Source organism: Nitrospira sp., assembly GCA_030653545.1.
Lineage (GTDB): Bacteria > Nitrospirota > Nitrospiria > Nitrospirales > Nitrospiraceae > Nitrospira_D.
In genome coordinates this window covers 121577-137554 of record JAURZE010000025.1, presented here as the reverse complement: position 1 = coordinate 137554, position 15978 = coordinate 121577, and the positions used below count along the sequence as shown (strand labels likewise).

Genomic DNA, 15978 nt, shown 5'->3' with positions numbered 1-15978 from the left:
CTGACTCCTTTCATCCGATGCGCTAGGAGCGCACCGTGACTTCTCGAACGACTTTGGCATCACCGGCAACCGGCAGAAGTTCCACTGCGACACGAAGGATCCGGCCTATGCCTGCACCAGCCTTCCCCCACTCATCCCAATACGACAAACGCACGGACTGCAGATCGCCGATCAACACCCCGGCGCCTCCATCAATCTGCCGCATCAGCTGCGTGCGATCTCGGTCATCAACCCGGGTGTAGTACGTGACCCGATTGCGCACCTCTACCGACGCACCAGCCGGATAGGTTCCCCCAACCGGGCCACTCAGCAGGAGTTGGCTGCGCTGACCTGGGCTCCCCAGTCGGTGGGACTCGCACCCGCTCACCCCACAAAGCACCACCGTTTTCCCTGCGTCCCACCCACTGCCGTTCTGCACCGGCAAGACCGTTTGACCGGCCGCGACAGAGGCGGTGGTCACCGTCCGCAACCCATGGATGTTGGCGGAAAACTCAAAGCGATCAGACCTGGCAACGACAATGGTCGACGACGAAGCCATGCGTACTTCCTGCTCAAACACTTCCAAGCCCACCCGCATCTCTTGCTGGGCGGCCATAATGCGTTGCTGTCGAACGGCCTGAGCCTGCACGATGTTGAACGCCTCCAGGCTTCCCGCCAACACCAACGTTCCGATCGCCAACGCCACCATCAGTTCTGACAAGCACACCCCGGACGGTGAGATCAGGATTGTCAGCCACCGGTGATGTCGAGTCGGTCCGCTCATCGAGCCCCTGTGAATGTCGGATTGGCCCGCACGGTTCCCAGCTCCACCACCCGCACGCCACCGAACGCCTGATAGGATGCCGCCGCCCGAATCGTCACCCATCCGGCGGTGCTGAGCGGTCCGAGACGGTCCATTGCCACCGTCCACTTCAGGGTCACCCCGTCATGCTCCCACTGAGCCGAGTAGATGCCGTCTCCGGCCAAGACATCGCCCCCCTGACCATCATCCGCCATCATCACATCCGTCCTGCCGTCATGGTCGAGATCATCCAGCAGAAGCGCCTCCCACCGCACGGACCGCTTGGCTTCCAAGCGCCCCTGCGCCAGGGCCAATGCCCTGGTCTTTAAAGTCCCCTGTTGAACCAGCCTGGCAGACACCTCAATCGCCGCCATCCCCCCCATCACGACAATCGTTGAAATAGTCATGGCGACCATCGCCTCTACCAGACTGAAGCCCCTGTCGTAACGCCGCGTCATCGAATTGAGACTCGTCCCGTAAGACTCACGGTGATGGTGCGGGCATGCCCCTGGCCGTTGCGGAATTGAATCGTCGTGGCGGTCGCAGAACGACCGCTCGGATGAAAGACGACATCCGGTCCCGCGCTCGGCTCATCAATCTCAAGCCCTTTGTGCTGATACGACAACTGGTGATGCTGCACGCGATCATTGCCGATCTGCGCAACGATCGCCTGGCGGTCTTGATCGAATACCAGCCGGACACGGTCTCGCTTCGAGATCGCCCATTGCCTGGCCCAACGGAGTTCAGACGAGACCTGCTGCGCAAACACATCGGCCTGCATGCGCGCGTTCAGCATCATCAGATTGGGAATGGCCAACGCCGATACGAGTCCGACGATGGCCATCGAGGTCAGCGCCTCCGTGAGGCTGAACCCGCTCTCATTCTTCACCACTGATGTTCTGTTTGCGCTGCATCGGTTCATACTCAGGCGTCATATCAAGAGCCATACCTGTCGCGTACAGCGCAACATCTCGACATGAGCCGATAGGAGCGAGATACCGATCCCTTTGAATCTCACGGGGAAATCATCGGGAAATGGAGGGAATAGCCACGAGACCGCGGCATCGGAACATGCCACGCGTAGCACATGACCGTGTAACGAGGCGGATACAATCGGGAAAGGAATAGATACAGAGGAGAGCGAATAGCGTGAATTTAGGGGATAAGATTAGCCCGCCAACAACCCCTGGTACCACTCGAGAAGGGGGGCTCCAAAGAAGAGGGCGCTCACTGCGCCCAGGACCAGGAAGGGGCCAAATGGAATGTACTCCTCGCGCTTGATCACCTGCGCCGCGAGAAGCGAAATGCCGACGATCGACCCGACCAGGGATCCAATCATGATCGTCATCAATGCCAGCTTCCACCCCAGAAATGCCCCGATCATGGCCAGTAATTTGATATCCCCGCCGCCCATCCCTTCTTTGCCGAACAGATAGGGACTGGCCCAGGCGAGCAGCCACAAAATCCCGCCACCAACGAGGAGGCCCACAAGGCCATTCAACAATCCCAATGGCAAGATGGTTGCGGCACTCACCAGCCCTAACACGATCCCGGGAAAGGTGACGGCATTGGGAATAATCTTATGGGACAAGTCCGTGCCCGCCACCACAAGCAAGGCGGAAAACAGAATGGCATAAACCGCCGCCACCAACGTAGGCCCAAAAACCCACAGCGTGGCCAGATACCCGACAGTATTCAACGCTTCTACGACGGGATAGTGGAGTGGAATGCTGACGGAACAGGCGCGACATCGACCGGCTAGCATCAGATAGCCCAGCATCGGTACGTTGTCGTACCAGGCGATCGGCTTGGAGCAGGCAGGACAATGGGATCCTGGCCAGACAATGGATTCATGGCGAGGCAGTCGGTAAATGCACACATTGAGAAAACTCCCAATAAGTGCGCCCAAGAGTCCCACGATGAGATACAACTGCCACATACCGCGCCCTGTCCCTATGGCAACCGTGAAGAAGTCCAATTTCTCTCTAGCTGGTTACGAATACTCTTGTTTCCGTACTCAGTAACCCTACTAGGGCCATTATGCCTGCATTTACACTTATTAAGAACGTCTCTATACTTTTGCCCGCAGCGCGCCTGAGGCGCAGCCGCGCGAATCCAGTATACCTCAAGCCCCGGCGATTCAAAGGAGAACCGACGATTATGGCCAAAGCACCGACCAAGCCTCGGGTACGCAAATCCCTTGCTGACCTCGAGCCCCCTCCCCGCAAGAAACGGCCGGAGTCGCTCACCGCACGCGAACAGGAAATCTTAGAATTGATCTGGGCCGGATTTAAGAATAAGGAAATCGGCACCAAGCTCAAGATCAGCGTGAAAACGGTGGAAGCGCACCGCGCGAACATGATGAAGAAGATGCGGGTGTCCAACACCGCACAACTCCTGAAGAACGCCATTCAAGGCGGCGTGCTGAAGATCCGCTAACGTGTGCGGGGTGGTGCGGGCACGGCGCGCTGCCGCACCGCCTCGAAGAGCGTCACTGCCGCAGAAGCCGAGACATTCAGCGACTGCACATGCCCCTTCATCGGGATGCGAATCCGCTCATCGCAATGCTGTAAAACGCCGGGACGAATCCCCGCGCCTTCTCCCCCGAAAACCAACCCGACAGGGCCTCGGAAATCCACGTCGGTGAACAGCTTCGTCGCCGCCGGATCCAATCCGTAGATCCACACCCCTGCCGCTTTCAACGACTCCAGCAGCCGGCTGGTATTCGTCACGCGGGCAACGGGGATATGGTCGATCGCCCCGGCCGATACTTTCGCCACCACCGACGTCAGCCCGGCCGCCCGCCGCTCAGGAATAAACACCCCATGCACCCCGGCCCCTTCGGCCGTGCGAAGTACCGCGCCAAGATTATGTGGATCTTCCACGCCATCGAGAATCACGAGTAACGGCGGCTCGTTCCGTTTGGCGGCGCCGGCAAGAATGGAATCTTCCGTCTGATAGGCCTTCGCCGCGGCAAAAGCCACGATACCCTGGTGTCGGCCGCCGGGAGCCAGCCGATCGAGAGACGCGAGCGGCTGGATATGAACCGGCACATGCAACGCCCTGGCCAGCTGCACCAGTTCCGCGAACTGCTTATCAGTCCGAATCACGTGCAGCCGCTGCAACGGCCTGCTGCCGGCCTTCAGCGCTTCCCGGACCGCATGGAGACCGTAGAGAATCTCCTGGCTGTCATCGCTTCCATCGGCTGGTGCCATCGGGCTTGTCCTCGATGACGATGCCTTGGGCTGCCAGTTCCGCTCGAATGGCGTCGGCGCGTTTGAAGTCCTTCCGCTTCTTGGCTTCCGTTCGTTCGGCAATTTGTCTCTCAATCTCGACCTCACTGGCGAGGGACACAGATCCCCCGGTTTCGACGTTGAATACCCAATGATCCAACTGGAACAATGCCAACACCCGGCCCAGCGACCGGAAAGCCTCTCTGGCCGCGCGGCGCGCCTCCGTCGACAACCCCTCGGCAAGCAGTTTATTCAGATCGCTCCGCAGCCCTTGCAACGCCGCAAGAGCCACAGGTGTATTGATATCATCGTCCATAGCCGACTGAAAGGCGGCCCTGCATCGTTCAATCGCCGGATTCAGTCCTGCATCTCCTGCCGCATTCCCGCCCGTCTCGGCCAATCGTGCAAAGAGATCATAGAACCCATTCGCCGCATTCTTCGCTTCTTTCAAAGCTTGATCGGAGAAATCCAATGGCCCTCGGTATTGCGTCGCCAGAAGAAAATACCGCAACAGCTCTCCGGTCTCCGCTTCCGGCCACTCAGACTTTTCAAAGATCTCTCTGATCGTGAAAAAGTTCCCCAGCGACTTGGACATCTTCTCTTGATTGATCTGCACAAACCCGTTGTGCATCCAGTAGCGGGCAAATTCTTTCCCGGTCGCACCGCAAGACTGGGCAATCTCATTCTCATGATGCGGGAAAATAAGATCCATCCCGCCGCCATGAATATCGAACGTCTCGCCCAGGTGCCGAATGGACATGGCGGAACATTCGATGTGCCACCCCGGCCGTCCCTGGCCCCAGGGGCTCGGCCAGGCCGGCTCGCCAGGCTTGGCGCTCTTCCAGAGAGCGAAATCCATCGGGTGCCGTTTTCGCTCGTCCACACCCACCCGTGCCCCGGCTTGAAGATCGTCCATCTTCCGCTTGGAGAGTCGCCCGTAATCTCCGTACTTGGCAACTTCGAAGTAGACATCTCCGTCCACTTGATACGCCAAACCCTTTGCGATCAGGGTTTCGGTCAACCGGACGATGTCAGCCATATGCTCGGTGGCTTTCGGCTCGATCGACGCGGGGCGCACCCCCAATCGGGCCATATCATCGTGATAGGCCTGAATGTATGTCGCAGTAATCGCGTCGCAACTGACATGCTGTTCATTGGCGCGTTTGATGATCTTGTCATCGACATCGGTGAAGTTTTTGACAAACTCGACGCGAAAGCCGGAATATTCGAGATACCGCCGAACCACATCAAACACCAGAGCACTACGCGCATGCCCGATGTGGCAATAGTCATAGACCGTTACCCCGCACACGTACATGCGAACAGTGCTCGGTACGAGCGGTTCAAACGTTTCTTTCTTTCCCGTGAGCGTGTTGTAGATTTTGAGCATGAGCGTGACCCTAGGGAAGAGTGGAGCGCTGCTTCGGCCAGTGCGACCAGACAAAGAACCCCATGATCGCGGCGAGCGCCAAGCCAATCACGATATCAAACCCATGAAAATATTGCCGCAGATCTTCCCAGTGCTCGCCCATCTTGAACCCGATATACGCAAGGAGGTAGCACCAGGGCAACGCACCGAGAAACGTGAACAGCACAAAACGAGGGAAGTTCATCCGGGCGATGCCGGCCGGCAATGAAATAAATGTGCGCACCACCGGCAGCATCCGGCTGAAAAAAACTGCGGCTTCCCCGTATTTCAGGAACCAGCGATCGGCAATGTCGAGATCTCGATGCGACACGAGAAAGTACGGGCCATAACGCTCCACGAACGGGCGGCCACCCCAAACCCCCGCGTAGTAGGCTGCAATAGACCCGACGACGTTTCCTACTGCCCCGGCCAATGTGACCCCGAGCATCGTGAACTGCCCGGACAGCACCAGATAGCCGGAAAACGGCATGATAATCTCGCTGGGCAACGGGATGCAGGCGCTCTCCACGGCCATAGTAAACAGAATTCCGGCATAGCCGAATCGGGAAATGCAGGCGATGACGAAGCGGCTCAGCTCGCCGATGATCGCTTCAATGAGACTTCCAATCATCGATCACCCCTTCCGCCGGGAGGCTGACTGCGGATGCGGCTTGGGGCGCACCGACTTACCTTGGATCATCGGTTCCCAGGCGCGAAAATGATCGAGGACGGCGTAGTTGGTGCAGTCCAGATGGATCGGGGTCACCGACACCCGTCCCTGTTCGAGCGCTTCATGATCGGCGTTTTTGCTCCGGCTCCAGGATACCCGCGTCCCGGCAATCCAATAATACTTTCTGCCATGCGGATCGAGCTTTTCGATGATGGGGTTATGAAAGCGCCGCCGACTCAGGCAGGTGACCCGAACTCCCTTGATGGCCCGCAACGCACGATTCGGCACATTCACATTCAACAACGTCTCGTCCGGCAACCCCTGCGCCAATACCTGCCGCACAATACGCGCGGCATAGTCCGCGGCGACAGGAAATCGAAACGTCTCTCGACCCTCCTGCGAGACGGCAATCGATGGAATGCCGAGAATCGTCCCTTCCATCGCCGCAGAGACGGTGCCTGAGTAGAGCACATCATCGCCGAGATTGACGCCCTTGTTGATTCCGGACACCACAATGGCAGGAGGCTTCGGCATCACCTTGAGCAACGCCAAATTCACACAGTCCACCGGCGTGCCGTTGACGGAAAATGTGCGTGGAGCCAGGCGATGGAGCCGAAGAGGCTTATGCAAGGTCACGGCATGAGCCACAGCGGTCCGCTCTCGATCCGGCGCCACCACCCACACCTCGCCGATCGCCTTAAGCGCTTCGGCCAATGCCGTCAGGCCTGGCGAGTCGATCCCATCGTCATTTGTGACTAAGATTCGCATGTGATTCCAGTCATAAAAAAAGCTGCCCGAAGCAGCTTGTTTTCCATCCCTGCAGCCGACCGAAAGGCCGCGCCGCTATCGCTGCCTCATGCTCAGCCGCTAAGGGGCTTCGAAAAGATTGGTCGGGGCGGCGGGATTTGAACCCACGACCACTCGCACCCCAAGCGAGTACGCTACCGGGCTGCGCTACGCCCCGACATCTTCTCTGTATGATTCGATCTCTATTGTCGCTTGTGCAACCCCGGAAAGGCAATGGGGATGTTACGGAAGACTTATCGTGAATGCGCGTCGATGATTTTCACAATGGCCTGGAGATCCCCGCGCAGCTTCTTGGCCAACTCTTGAGGGGTGAGCTTTCGAGAAGCCGCCCGCCCGCGCCTGGCCCAATACCGCTTCACTCCCTCCAGCGTATGACCTTCGTCATACAACATCCGCTTAATTTCAAGGACGGTCTCAATGTCCCGACGAATATACAGCCGCTGATTTCCCCGACTTTTCTTCGGGCTCAGGAACTTAAACTCAGACTCCCAAAAACGTAGCACATAAGCAGGGAGCTTCGTCAGTTGACTGACCTCCCCGATTTTATAGAAAACTTTGCTCCCCAGCCTGGGTTCAATCCCCATGACCGGCCCTCATGCGGTGGTCGCGATGTGGGTCTCGCGATAGCTACGAATTGACGTACTTCTTAAAGACTTGGCTTGGGCGGAATGTGACGACTCGACGCGGGGTAATCCCAATTTCTTCTCCTGTACGAGGATTGCGCCCCTTGCGAGAACCTTTGCTGCGAACGACGAAATTGCCGAAGCCCGCAATTTTGACGGACTCACCTTTTTGCAGCACCGACTTGAGGAGATTGAGCACAAGTTCAACGATATCGGCCGCCTCATTTTTCGAAATTCCTACCTGCTTGAATATCTCGTTCGCGATATCAGCCTTTCTCATGCCACCCCCCTCCGTAACCGCTGCGCATTCCCATCACACAACCTCCGATGAAGTTGCACTCTAAAGACGGAAAGTTCTGCTTAAGTTACGTGAGGTTACGAGTTCTGTCAAGAATAAACATTGCCGGACAGGCGGGAGGAGCTCGTTAACGCTTCGAAAGAAGCTTGTACTCTATGCTGTCGGCCAAGGCTTGCCAAGTCGCCTCTATAATGTTCTCGGAGACCCCGACCGTTCCCCATTTATCTTTGTGGTCGCCGGATTCGATCAGTACCCGCACCTTCGACTCGGTACCTTTATTGGCCGCGAGCACTCGAACCTTGTAGTCGAGGAGCTTCACTTCTTGCAATTGTGGGTAGAACTTTTCCAACGACTTACGCAGCGCATGATCCAGCGCATTCACCGGCCCGGCACCGACCGCTGCGGTATGCTCGACCACTCCGCCAACCTTGACCATCACGGTCGCCTCTGAAAGGGGAGCGCCGTCCTCTTGCTTTTTCTCAACAATCACGCGGAATCCCAGCAGCTGGAACGCCGGTTTATGAGTCCCCATCGCCTTGCGCATCAACAACTCAAACGAGCCCTCAGCGCCTTCAAACTGGTAGCCCTCATTTTCCCGCTCTTTGAGCGTATCGATCAGCTCTTGCACCTTCGCGTGGTCTTTCGACAGCTTGATGCCGTAGGCCTCGATCTTGTCTAACAGCCCGCTGCGCCCCGCGTAGTCCGACACCAGCACGCGCTGGCGATTCCCGACCCTCTTCGGATCAACGTGCTCATACGTTAACGCATTCTTCAGCACCGCATGGATATGGACGCCGCCCTTATGAGCAAACGCAGAATCGCCCACATAGGGCTGATGCTTATTGGGCATCAAGTTCGCGATTTCCGTGACGAATCCCGACACATCTTTCAAATGACTGAGCCGATCGCCGAGCGCCGGACGCCGCATCTTCAATTCCAGATTGGGAATGATTGAACAGAGGTTGGCATTCCCACACCGCTCACCGATCCCATTGATCGTCCCCTGCACTTGAACAATGCCGGTCTCGATCGCCACCAGCGAGTTCGCCACCGCCATTTCACAATCATTGTGGGCGTGGATACCCAACGGTACCTTGATTTCCTGGCGAACGACCTCGCAGATCGTCCGGATCTCCCACGGCATCGCTCCGCCGTTCGTATCGCAGAGAATGACGCGTTCAGCCCCGGCCGCCACCGCCTTCCGGATCGTATTCAGCGCATACTCCGGATTCGTCTTGTACCCGTCGAAGAAATGCTCGGCATCGTAAAACACCCTCCGGCCCTTGCTTTTGAGGTGCGCGATGGAGTCGCCGATCAATTCGAGATTTTTCGCCAGCGAGATCCCTAACGCATCGGTCACATGCAGCGACCAGGTTTTCCCGAACAGCGTGATGGTCTTGGTTTCAGCCGCAAGGAGCGCCTGCAGATTCTGGTCTTTACGGACAGAGTTGCTGGCTTTGCGCGTCGATCCAAAGGCAATGACCGAGGCATGCTTGAGCGGGGTCGTCTTCATGATCCGGAAGAATTCGATGTCTTTCGGATTGGCTCCCGGCCAGCCGCCTTCAATATAGTGCACGCCGAGCTCGTCCAGTTTTTGAGCTACGCGGATTTTGTCTTCCGCTGAAAAACTGACATCCTCAGCCTGTGCGCCGTCGCGAAGCGTCGTATCGTAAATTTCCAGAGCAGCGGCTCGATCGAGAGTGAGAACAGGAATGACGACAGGCTCCTCCGGCGGAGCGGGACGAGCAGGACGAGTCTGTGAGGATTTTCGAGCCATCGTCTGAAAGACTAACAGGAGTGAGAAGGATCTGTCGAGCGGGAGTCAGCCAAATCCGCGTTACTTGTTCGGCCGGTCTCCTGGTGGAACCCGATCAAGGCCAAATGCCGTATGCAGTGAACGCATGGCCAATTCCAAATACTTCTCGTCGATGACGCAGGAGATTTTGATCTCCGACGTGCTGATCATCATGATGTTGACCCCTTCACGGGATAACACCTCGAACATCTTCGCCGCGACACCTGAATGCGAGCGCATGCCCACGCCGATGAGCGAGACCTTGGCAATCGCTTCGGTAATCGCCACACTTCTGGCCCCGACATCTTTGGCCACGCCTTGGAGCAGCGGAGTGGCGGTGCGCAAATCCGCCCGAGGAACGGTGAACGACAAGTCCGTCAACGCATCCTGGCTGACATTCTGAATGATCATGTCGACGTTGATGTTGGCCTGGGCGACGGGCCCGAAAATTTTTGCCGCGATGCCGGGCTTGTCGGGCACACCGACCATCGTGATTTTTGCCTGGTTCCGGTCTCCCGTGACTCCCGCCACCGCCACCGCTTCCATGTCCGCATCTTCACGTGTCACGAGAGTCCCCTTTCCTTCTTTAAAGCTCGAGTTCACCTCAACCGGGACATTGAACTTCGCGGCGAACTCCACCGATCTGGCCTGCAGCACCTTCGCGCCGAGGCTGGCCATTTCCAGCATTTCTTCATATGAAATCTTATCGATCCGCCGCGCCGCAGGCACCACATTGGGATCCGAGGTGTAGACCCCGTCCACATCGGTAAAGATGATGCACCGATCCGCTTTCAACGCCGCAGCCAACGCCACCGCAGACAGATCAGATCCGCCGCGTCCTAGGGTCGTAACATCCGACTGCTCGTTGATTCCCTGGAACCCCGCCACCACGGGAATGATGCCTTTTGCCAACGCCTCGCGAAGCCGGTCGGCGGAGACCCGCGCAATCCGGGCCTTGGTGTGGGCGCTGTCGGTGACAATGCCGACTTGCCGTCCGGTGTAGGACCGGGCATTCAATCCGCGGCCACGAAGATCCATCGCCAAGAGCGCCACGGTCACGCGCTCCCCCGTGGACAACAGCATGTCCATCTCACGGTCATCGGGCGTAGCGGCCGCCTCGTGCGCAAGCTTGATCAATCGATCCGTCTCGCCGCTCATCGCAGACAACACGACGACCACCTGGTCTCCGGCACGATGCGACTGCGCGACCCGCTCTGCGACCCGATGGATCCGTTCGATCGTGCCGACCGAGGTCCCGCCGTATTTCTGAACAATCAACGCCACCGACTCACCCTTTGGCAAACAGCTTGATCACAAACTTACTGGCATCACGGACCGGCGCCTTGGAGGCTTGCGCATCCGTCTCGGTAAATCGACGACCGCCTGCCGCCCCCTCCTTGCCGGGGCCCTCCCCAAACACCGCAAACGCCTGTCCCTGCACCCCCTCGCCATGGTCACACAGCGCGAGAAACCGATACGAGCCTTTCTTTGCGAGCCCGTCCAGGATCGGCCCGACGAGGTCCCGGTCAAACTCTTCAATGGCCTGCACCGTCGCATTCACATCGCTGCCATGCACCACTTCATCGGACAAGGAGGCATGGACGTAGACAAAGTCTTTCTTGCCGAACTCATCAAGGACCGTTGCCGTCATCGCTTTAAAGTGTTCATCCCCGAGCCCTGGAGAATCCGACGCGTCCAACCCGGCGCACAATCCAACCCCACGGTGGACGTCGCTGGAGGCCACAACCGCGCCGGTGACGTGAAATCGTTCCGTCAAGCTAGGCCATGGAATCGCCCGCCCCTCTCCCCATAGCCAGATACAATTGGCCGGATTCTTCCCTGAAGCCAGCCGCTCTTTATTGATGGGATGATCGCGCAGAATGACATGCGACGTTTCCATCAATTCTCTCAGAATATCGGCGCCGTCCCCCGTCGGGAGCGCATCCCCGATCAGACGGCCTCTCACTGACTGCGGATCCACACACACGGCCCGTGGCTTGCCCTTCATCCACACCATGACGTGACGATGGCCCGTCCCGGGGTAAAACTGCATCGATTCAGAGCCGAGCTGCTCATTGATCGCCTCGATCAATTCACGCGCCTCCTCCGTTTCGATGAGGCCGGCCGTCGCATCATCGAGTACGACATGCGCGCTTAACTTCTTGATGTCGGCGCCGACTTTTCCGCCTTCCGGCTTCACCGTGACCATCGTACAACGATAGACCACATCCTGCTCCGTCACAGATACGCCGAGACTGGCAGCCTCAAGCGGACCGGGACCTTGATAGTATTTCTTGGGGTCGTACCCGAGAATCGCCGTCCCATTGAGCCCGCTGCCATGGCGATGCCCCTCCGCAGGAATCGTGACCAACCCGAGTTCGCCGATCCGTGCCAATCGATCAAGATGAGGCGTGGCAGCCGCCTGGAGCGGCGTGCGTCCCCCCAGAGCATCCTGCGCATGACCCGCTAACCCGCCAGCATGGAGAATCAGATACTTCATTGAGATCAGACCCTCATCGCGCGTTTAATAACCGGGCAACATCCGAGGATGTCGCCTTGACAGTCAACGGCGGTTTCGACACGCTGATCGCCGTATCGGCATCTTTCAATCCGTGTCCGGTCAGCGTACACACCACCGTCTCCCCTTCCCGCAATTTCCCGGCTCGGCCCAGCTTCGTCACCCCTGCGACGGACGCGGCAGAAGCCGGCTCGCAAAACACACCCTCCGTGGCCGCCACCAGCGTATAGGCTTGAAGAATTTCTTCATCGGTGACCAGGTCGATCGCGCCGGATGATTCCTCCACCGCGGTCGACGCCGCGGCCCAGCTTGCCGGATTCCCGATACGAATGGCTGTGGCAATCGTTTGCGGTTCTTCCACCACCCGACCCAAGACCATCGGGGCGGCTCCCGCCGCCTGAAAGCCCATCATGCGCGGCAACTTGGTCGTCTGATTCGCGGCCCGATACTCACAATAGCCTTTCCAATAGGCCGTAATGTTCCCGGCATTCCCGACCGGCAACACATGAAGGTGCGGCGCGTCCCCCAATTGATCGCAGACTTCAAAGGCGGCCGTCTTCTGGCCTTCGATTCGAAAGGGATTGATGGAATTGACCAGCTCAATATGGTGCGCGACCGAGAGATCTTTGACGATCGTCAGCGCCTGATCGAAATTGCCTTCGATTTGGATAACCGTCGCCTGATGCATCATGGCTTGCGACAGTTTCCCGAGCGCGATCTTGCCCGCAGGGATCAACACATAGACAGCCAGCCCGGCGCGGGCCCCGTAGGCCGCGGCGGAGGCGGAGGTATTGCCGGTCGATGCGCACATGACCGCGCGCGCGCCCTGCTCCACCGCCTTCGAGATCGCCATCGTCATCCCGCGGTCTTTGAATGAGCCGGTGGGATTGGCCCCCTCGAATTTCAAGTAGAGGTCGACACCCGGGGCAATCGCCTTCGCCAAACGTTCCGCGCGAATGAGCGGCGTATTGCCTTCCCCCAAACTGATGATCGGCGTCGCCCCCGTCACCGGAAGAAACTTTCGATACTCCTCAATAATGCCGCGCCAACGAGCCATCCGACTACTCATCCTTCCCTTCCACGCGGATCAGCGTGGCCGGCTCAGAAATAAAGGCCTGGCGATTGATTTCACGAATCGCCTTCTGCACATCCCGCTCCTTCGCCATATGCGTCTTGATGACCACCGGAACCGTCTGCCCTTCGCGACGGCCCTGCTGGAGCATCGACGAGATGCTGATCTCGCAACGGCCAAGCTCTCCGGCAATCTGCGCCAACACACCCGGTCGATCCAGTACCATAAATCGGAGATAGTAGAGTGAGCTGATTTCTTCCATGGGCTTGATACGGATCGGCCGCCGCTGATCCTGCTGAAACGAGGCCGGCGGAACCCGCCCGGCAGCGCCCTTCAACAGATTGCGCCCGATCGCAATGACGTCGCTCACCACCGCACTACCGGTCGGCATGGAGCCTGCGCCCCGACCATGCAGGATCACGTCGCCCACGGCATCACCGACGAGATGGATCGCGTTATAGACGCCCTCGACTTTGGCGATCGGAGAATCAGACGGCACCATGGTCGGATGCACCCGCGCTTCAACGGCCCCGTCATGGAGCTTGGCGATCCCCAAGAGCTTGATCGTATATCCGAACTCCCTCGCATACGCGATGTCCTGCTCCGTGATATTGGTAATCCCCTCGGTGTAGATCTCTTTGAAATTGATCGGCGTTCCAAAAGCCAGATTCGCCAGAATGGCGAGCTTGTGGGCCGAGTCAATCCCGGCCACATCGAACGTGGGATCTGCTTCCGCATACCCGGCTTGCTGAGCATCTTTGAGAACAGCGTCGAAACTGTGCCCGTCGCGCGTCATCCGGGAGAGAATATAATTCGACGTCCCGTTGATAATGCCGTAGATCGATTCGATACGATTCGCCGCCAGCCCTTCCGTCAACGCCCGAATGACCGGGATTCCGCCGCCCACGCTGGCTTCGAAGCCAAGGTCCACATGACGGGACTCCGCCGCGGCAAAGATTTCCTCTCCGTGCAACGCCAGAAGCGCTTTATTGGCCGTGACGACATGTTTGCCGGCGGCAATGGCGTCGAGCATCACACGCTTGGCAAAATCGTAGCCGCCGACCAGCTCGATCACGATATCGATTGCCGGATCGGCAAGGACCTGCTTCACATCCGTCGTCAACACGCCGGGCGGCACCGCCACTCCGCGATCACGGGTGATGTCGAGATCGGCGATCCGCAGGAGCTCGACCGGAACGCCGACCCGCCGACGAATCAAGGCCGCGTTCTCGAACAAGACTTTCGCGACGCCGGTTCCGACGGTTCCGAATCCGATCAGTCCGACACCGATGCGGGTTTTCATTCCTCCGAACCTTCGAGCTTCAACACCTTCTTAATCCCCCGAACCGCCTGCCTGGTTCGATGTTCGTTTTCGACCAGCCCGAATCGCACATACTCATCGCCACCCTCGCCGAACCCGATGCCGGGAGAGACCGCTACCTTTGCCTCGCGCAACAACAACTTCGAGAACTCCAACGACCCCATATGCCGATAGGCCTGCGGAATCTGCGCCCACACAAACATCGTCGCCAGGGGTTTGGTCACCTGCCACCCGATCCGGTTCAAGCCGCCCACCAACACATCCCGCCGCTTCTGATAGCGCAACACCGTCTCTTTGACGCAGTCCTGAGGCCCGTTCAGCGCGATGACACTGGCAATCTGGACCGGTTGAAAAATACCGTAATCCAGATAGCTCTTGATCTTCGCCAAGGCTCCGACCACTTCTCGATTGCCGACACAAAATCCCACCCGCCATCCGGGCATATTGTAGGCCTTCGACAGCGTATAGAACTCGACGCCGATATCCTTCGCGCCGGGGACCTGGAGAAAACTCGGTGCCTTATAGCCATCAAACACCAGATCGGCATAGGCGAGATCGTGAATGACGATCACGTTGTGCTCTTTGGCAAACGCGACAATCTTCTTAAAGAATGAAATATCGACCACCGCGGTCGTGGGATTGTGCGGGAAGTTAATGACCAGGATTTTCGGACGCGGCATCGTCTGCCGATAGACCCGTTGCAAGTCCTCAAAAAAATCGCTGTCCTGGCGCAGTTCGATCCCGCGCACCTCGCCCCCGGCAATGATGAAGCTATACATATGGATAGGATAGGTCGGCGTCGGGGTCAGGACCACATCGCCGGGACCGATCATCGCCAGCGCAAGATGGGCCAGGCCCTCCTTGGATCCGATCGTGACAATGGCTTCCGTTTCGGGATCCAGCTCGACATTGTAATTCCGCTTGTACCATCCGCAAATCGCATGACGCAGCTTGGTGATGCCACGCGACGCCGAGTAGCGGTGGTTCTTGCCTTTGCGGGCGGCTTCAATCAGCTTGTCGACGATGTGAGGCGGAGTCGGCTGGTCGGGATTGCCCATCCCGAAATCGATGACATCCTCTCCGCGTTGTCGAGCTTCTAACTTGAGGCTCTGCACCTGAGCAAACACATATGGTGGAAGTCGCTGTAACCGATAAAACCCATCGCCCAAACCCATGACGGTCCTCTACCTCTTAAATTCTGGTCTCCTTCCAGCTGCTCCTCAGTGATCAGAGGAATGAACAGGCTGGAAGAAGGGCCTATTCTAATGGAGGGCTCCTGTCGAGTCAATTTGCCTTGTGATTCTGTGGGGTTCGGTTTCAGCAAACAATTAAGCCTCACAATTTCCCCATTCCAGCGATCCACGCCGGCCAACCTTGCTCCATCCCTCGCCTTCTGCTATTAATGCGTCACGTTTCCCCCGTCACTCATTCCGTTCCTGTTGGTCTCCCGCA

At 58.1% G+C, this 15978-nt stretch carries 17 protein-coding genes and 1 tRNA gene; 1 reads left to right on the top strand and 17 read right to left on the bottom strand.

Going from position 1 to position 15978, the window contains the following annotated elements; translation table 11 throughout:
- Positions 1 to 22: 22 nt before the first annotated feature.
- From Q7U39_12380 to Q7U39_12365, 4 genes are all read right to left on the bottom strand, one after another.
- Entirely contained in the window at positions 23 to 763 is a 741-nt protein-coding gene (locus tag Q7U39_12380) for a hypothetical protein (protein MDO9118749.1), read from the bottom strand.
- A complete protein-coding gene (locus Q7U39_12375; GenBank protein ID MDO9118748.1) occupies positions 760 to 1239 on the bottom strand; it encodes a prepilin-type N-terminal cleavage/methylation domain-containing protein in 480 nt (159 codons plus the stop codon). The genes Q7U39_12380 and Q7U39_12375 overlap by 4 nt, the downstream gene beginning before the upstream one ends.
- On the bottom strand, positions 1236 to 1670 hold the full coding sequence (locus Q7U39_12370) for a GspH/FimT family pseudopilin (GenBank protein MDO9118747.1): 435 nt from the start codon (positions 1668 to 1670) through the stop codon (positions 1236 to 1238). The genes Q7U39_12375 and Q7U39_12370 overlap by 4 nt, the downstream gene beginning before the upstream one ends.
- Positions 1671 to 1949: 279 nt before the next feature.
- Entirely contained in the window at positions 1950 to 2720 is a 771-nt protein-coding gene (locus Q7U39_12365) for a prepilin peptidase (GenBank protein ID MDO9118746.1), read from the bottom strand.
- Between the two features lie 221 nt (positions 2721 to 2941).
- Here Q7U39_12365 and Q7U39_12360 point away from each other — a divergent pair, with 221 nt between their 5' ends.
- Positions 2942 to 3220, top strand: a complete 279-nt coding sequence (locus Q7U39_12360) for a LuxR C-terminal-related transcriptional regulator (protein MDO9118745.1) — start codon at positions 2942 to 2944, stop codon at positions 3218 to 3220.
- Here Q7U39_12360 and rlmB read toward each other — a convergent pair.
- The 13 genes from rlmB to alaC all read right to left on the bottom strand — a co-directional run bounded on the left by rlmB (position 3217) and on the right by alaC (position 15701).
- Complete coding sequence (rlmB, locus tag Q7U39_12355) at positions 3217 to 3996, bottom strand: 23S rRNA (guanosine(2251)-2'-O)-methyltransferase RlmB (protein MDO9118744.1); 780 nt, start codon at positions 3994 to 3996, stop codon at positions 3217 to 3219. The genes Q7U39_12360 and rlmB overlap by 4 nt on opposite strands.
- Positions 3971 to 5404 carry a cysteine--tRNA ligase gene (gene cysS, locus Q7U39_12350; GenBank protein MDO9118743.1) on the bottom strand — a complete coding sequence of 478 codons (1434 nt, stop codon included), beginning with the start codon at positions 5402 to 5404 and terminating at the stop codon, positions 3971 to 3973. Before cysS ends, rlmB begins: the two co-directional genes overlap by 26 nt.
- 10 nt (positions 5405 to 5414) lie before the next feature.
- Positions 5415 to 6053, bottom strand: coding sequence for a DedA family protein (locus tag Q7U39_12345; GenBank protein ID MDO9118742.1), 639 nt, complete (start codon positions 6051 to 6053; stop codon positions 5415 to 5417).
- A 3-nt stretch (positions 6054 to 6056) separates the two neighbouring features.
- A complete protein-coding gene (gene surE, locus Q7U39_12340; protein ID MDO9118741.1) occupies positions 6057 to 6860 on the bottom strand; it encodes a 5'/3'-nucleotidase SurE in 804 nt (267 codons plus the stop codon).
- 119 nt (positions 6861 to 6979) lie between these two features.
- A tRNA-Pro gene (locus Q7U39_12335) sits at positions 6980 to 7056 on the bottom strand.
- Positions 7057 to 7132: 76 nt separating this feature from the next.
- Entirely contained in the window at positions 7133 to 7483 is a 351-nt protein-coding gene (locus tag Q7U39_12330) for a MerR family transcriptional regulator (protein MDO9118740.1), read from the bottom strand.
- A gap of 43 nt (positions 7484 to 7526) precedes the next feature.
- Positions 7527 to 7802 (bottom strand): integration host factor subunit alpha, encoded by a 276-nt coding sequence (locus Q7U39_12325; protein ID MDO9118739.1) that lies wholly within the window; start codon positions 7800 to 7802, stop codon positions 7527 to 7529.
- Between the two features lie 145 nt (positions 7803 to 7947).
- Entirely contained in the window at positions 7948 to 9597 is a 1650-nt protein-coding gene (cimA, locus tag Q7U39_12320; GenBank protein ID MDO9118738.1) for a citramalate synthase, read from the bottom strand.
- 60 nt (positions 9598 to 9657) lie between these two features.
- Positions 9658 to 10899, bottom strand: coding sequence for an aspartate kinase (locus tag Q7U39_12315; protein MDO9118737.1), 1242 nt, complete (start codon positions 10897 to 10899; stop codon positions 9658 to 9660).
- Between the two features lie 4 nt (positions 10900 to 10903).
- Positions 10904 to 12115 (bottom strand): 2,3-bisphosphoglycerate-independent phosphoglycerate mutase, encoded by a 1212-nt coding sequence (gene apgM / locus Q7U39_12310; protein ID MDO9118736.1) that lies wholly within the window; start codon positions 12113 to 12115, stop codon positions 10904 to 10906.
- Positions 12116 to 12128: 13 nt separating this feature from the next.
- A complete protein-coding gene (gene thrC / locus Q7U39_12305; GenBank protein MDO9118735.1) occupies positions 12129 to 13202 on the bottom strand; it encodes a threonine synthase in 1074 nt (357 codons plus the stop codon).
- Positions 13195 to 14508, bottom strand: coding sequence for a homoserine dehydrogenase (locus tag Q7U39_12300; protein MDO9118734.1), 1314 nt, complete (start codon positions 14506 to 14508; stop codon positions 13195 to 13197). Before Q7U39_12300 ends, thrC begins: the two co-directional genes overlap by 8 nt.
- On the bottom strand, positions 14505 to 15701 hold the full coding sequence (alaC, locus tag Q7U39_12295; protein ID MDO9118733.1) for an alanine transaminase: 1197 nt from the start codon (positions 15699 to 15701) through the stop codon (positions 14505 to 14507). Before alaC ends, Q7U39_12300 begins: the two co-directional genes overlap by 4 nt.
- Positions 15702 to 15978: the final 277 nt, after the last annotated feature.

What these genes read in the sequence shown, in the direction of transcription:
- surE (MDO9118741.1), bottom strand. Translation starts at nt 6,860, where the DNA reads ATGCGAATCTTAGTCACAAATGACGATGGGATCGACTCGCCAGGCCTG.
- thrC (MDO9118735.1), bottom strand. Translation starts at nt 13,202, where the DNA reads ATGAGTAGTCGGATGGCTCGTTGGCGCGGCATTATTGAGGAGTATCGA.
- Q7U39_12330 (MDO9118740.1), bottom strand. Translation starts at nt 7,483, where the DNA reads ATGGGGATTGAACCCAGGCTGGGGAGCAAAGTTTTCTATAAAATCGGG.
- Q7U39_12380 (MDO9118749.1), bottom strand. Translation starts at nt 763, where the DNA reads ATGAGCGGACCGACTCGACATCACCGGTGGCTGACAATCCTGATCTCA.
- rlmB (MDO9118744.1), bottom strand. Translation starts at nt 3,996, where the DNA reads ATGGCACCAGCCGATGGAAGCGATGACAGCCAGGAGATTCTCTACGGT.
- cysS (MDO9118743.1), bottom strand. Translation starts at nt 5,404, where the DNA reads ATGCTCAAAATCTACAACACGCTCACGGGAAAGAAAGAAACGTTTGAA.
- Q7U39_12325 (MDO9118739.1), bottom strand. Translation starts at nt 7,802, where the DNA reads ATGAGAAAGGCTGATATCGCGAACGAGATATTCAAGCAGGTAGGAATT.
- Q7U39_12345 (MDO9118742.1), bottom strand. Translation starts at nt 6,053, where the DNA reads ATGATTGGAAGTCTCATTGAAGCGATCATCGGCGAGCTGAGCCGCTTC.
- alaC (MDO9118733.1), bottom strand. Translation starts at nt 15,701, where the DNA reads ATGGGTTTGGGCGATGGGTTTTATCGGTTACAGCGACTTCCACCATAT.
- Q7U39_12360 (MDO9118745.1), top strand. Translation starts at nt 2,942, where the DNA reads ATGGCCAAAGCACCGACCAAGCCTCGGGTACGCAAATCCCTTGCTGAC.
- Q7U39_12300 (MDO9118734.1), bottom strand. Translation starts at nt 14,508, where the DNA reads ATGAAAACCCGCATCGGTGTCGGACTGATCGGATTCGGAACCGTCGGA.
- apgM (MDO9118736.1), bottom strand. Translation starts at nt 12,115, where the DNA reads ATGAAGTATCTGATTCTCCATGCTGGCGGGTTAGCGGGTCATGCGCAG.
- cimA (MDO9118738.1), bottom strand. Translation starts at nt 9,597, where the DNA reads ATGGCTCGAAAATCCTCACAGACTCGTCCTGCTCGTCCCGCTCCGCCG.
- Q7U39_12375 (MDO9118748.1), bottom strand. Translation starts at nt 1,239, where the DNA reads ATGACGCGGCGTTACGACAGGGGCTTCAGTCTGGTAGAGGCGATGGTC.
- Q7U39_12365 (MDO9118746.1), bottom strand. Translation starts at nt 2,720, where the DNA reads ATGTGGCAGTTGTATCTCATCGTGGGACTCTTGGGCGCACTTATTGGG.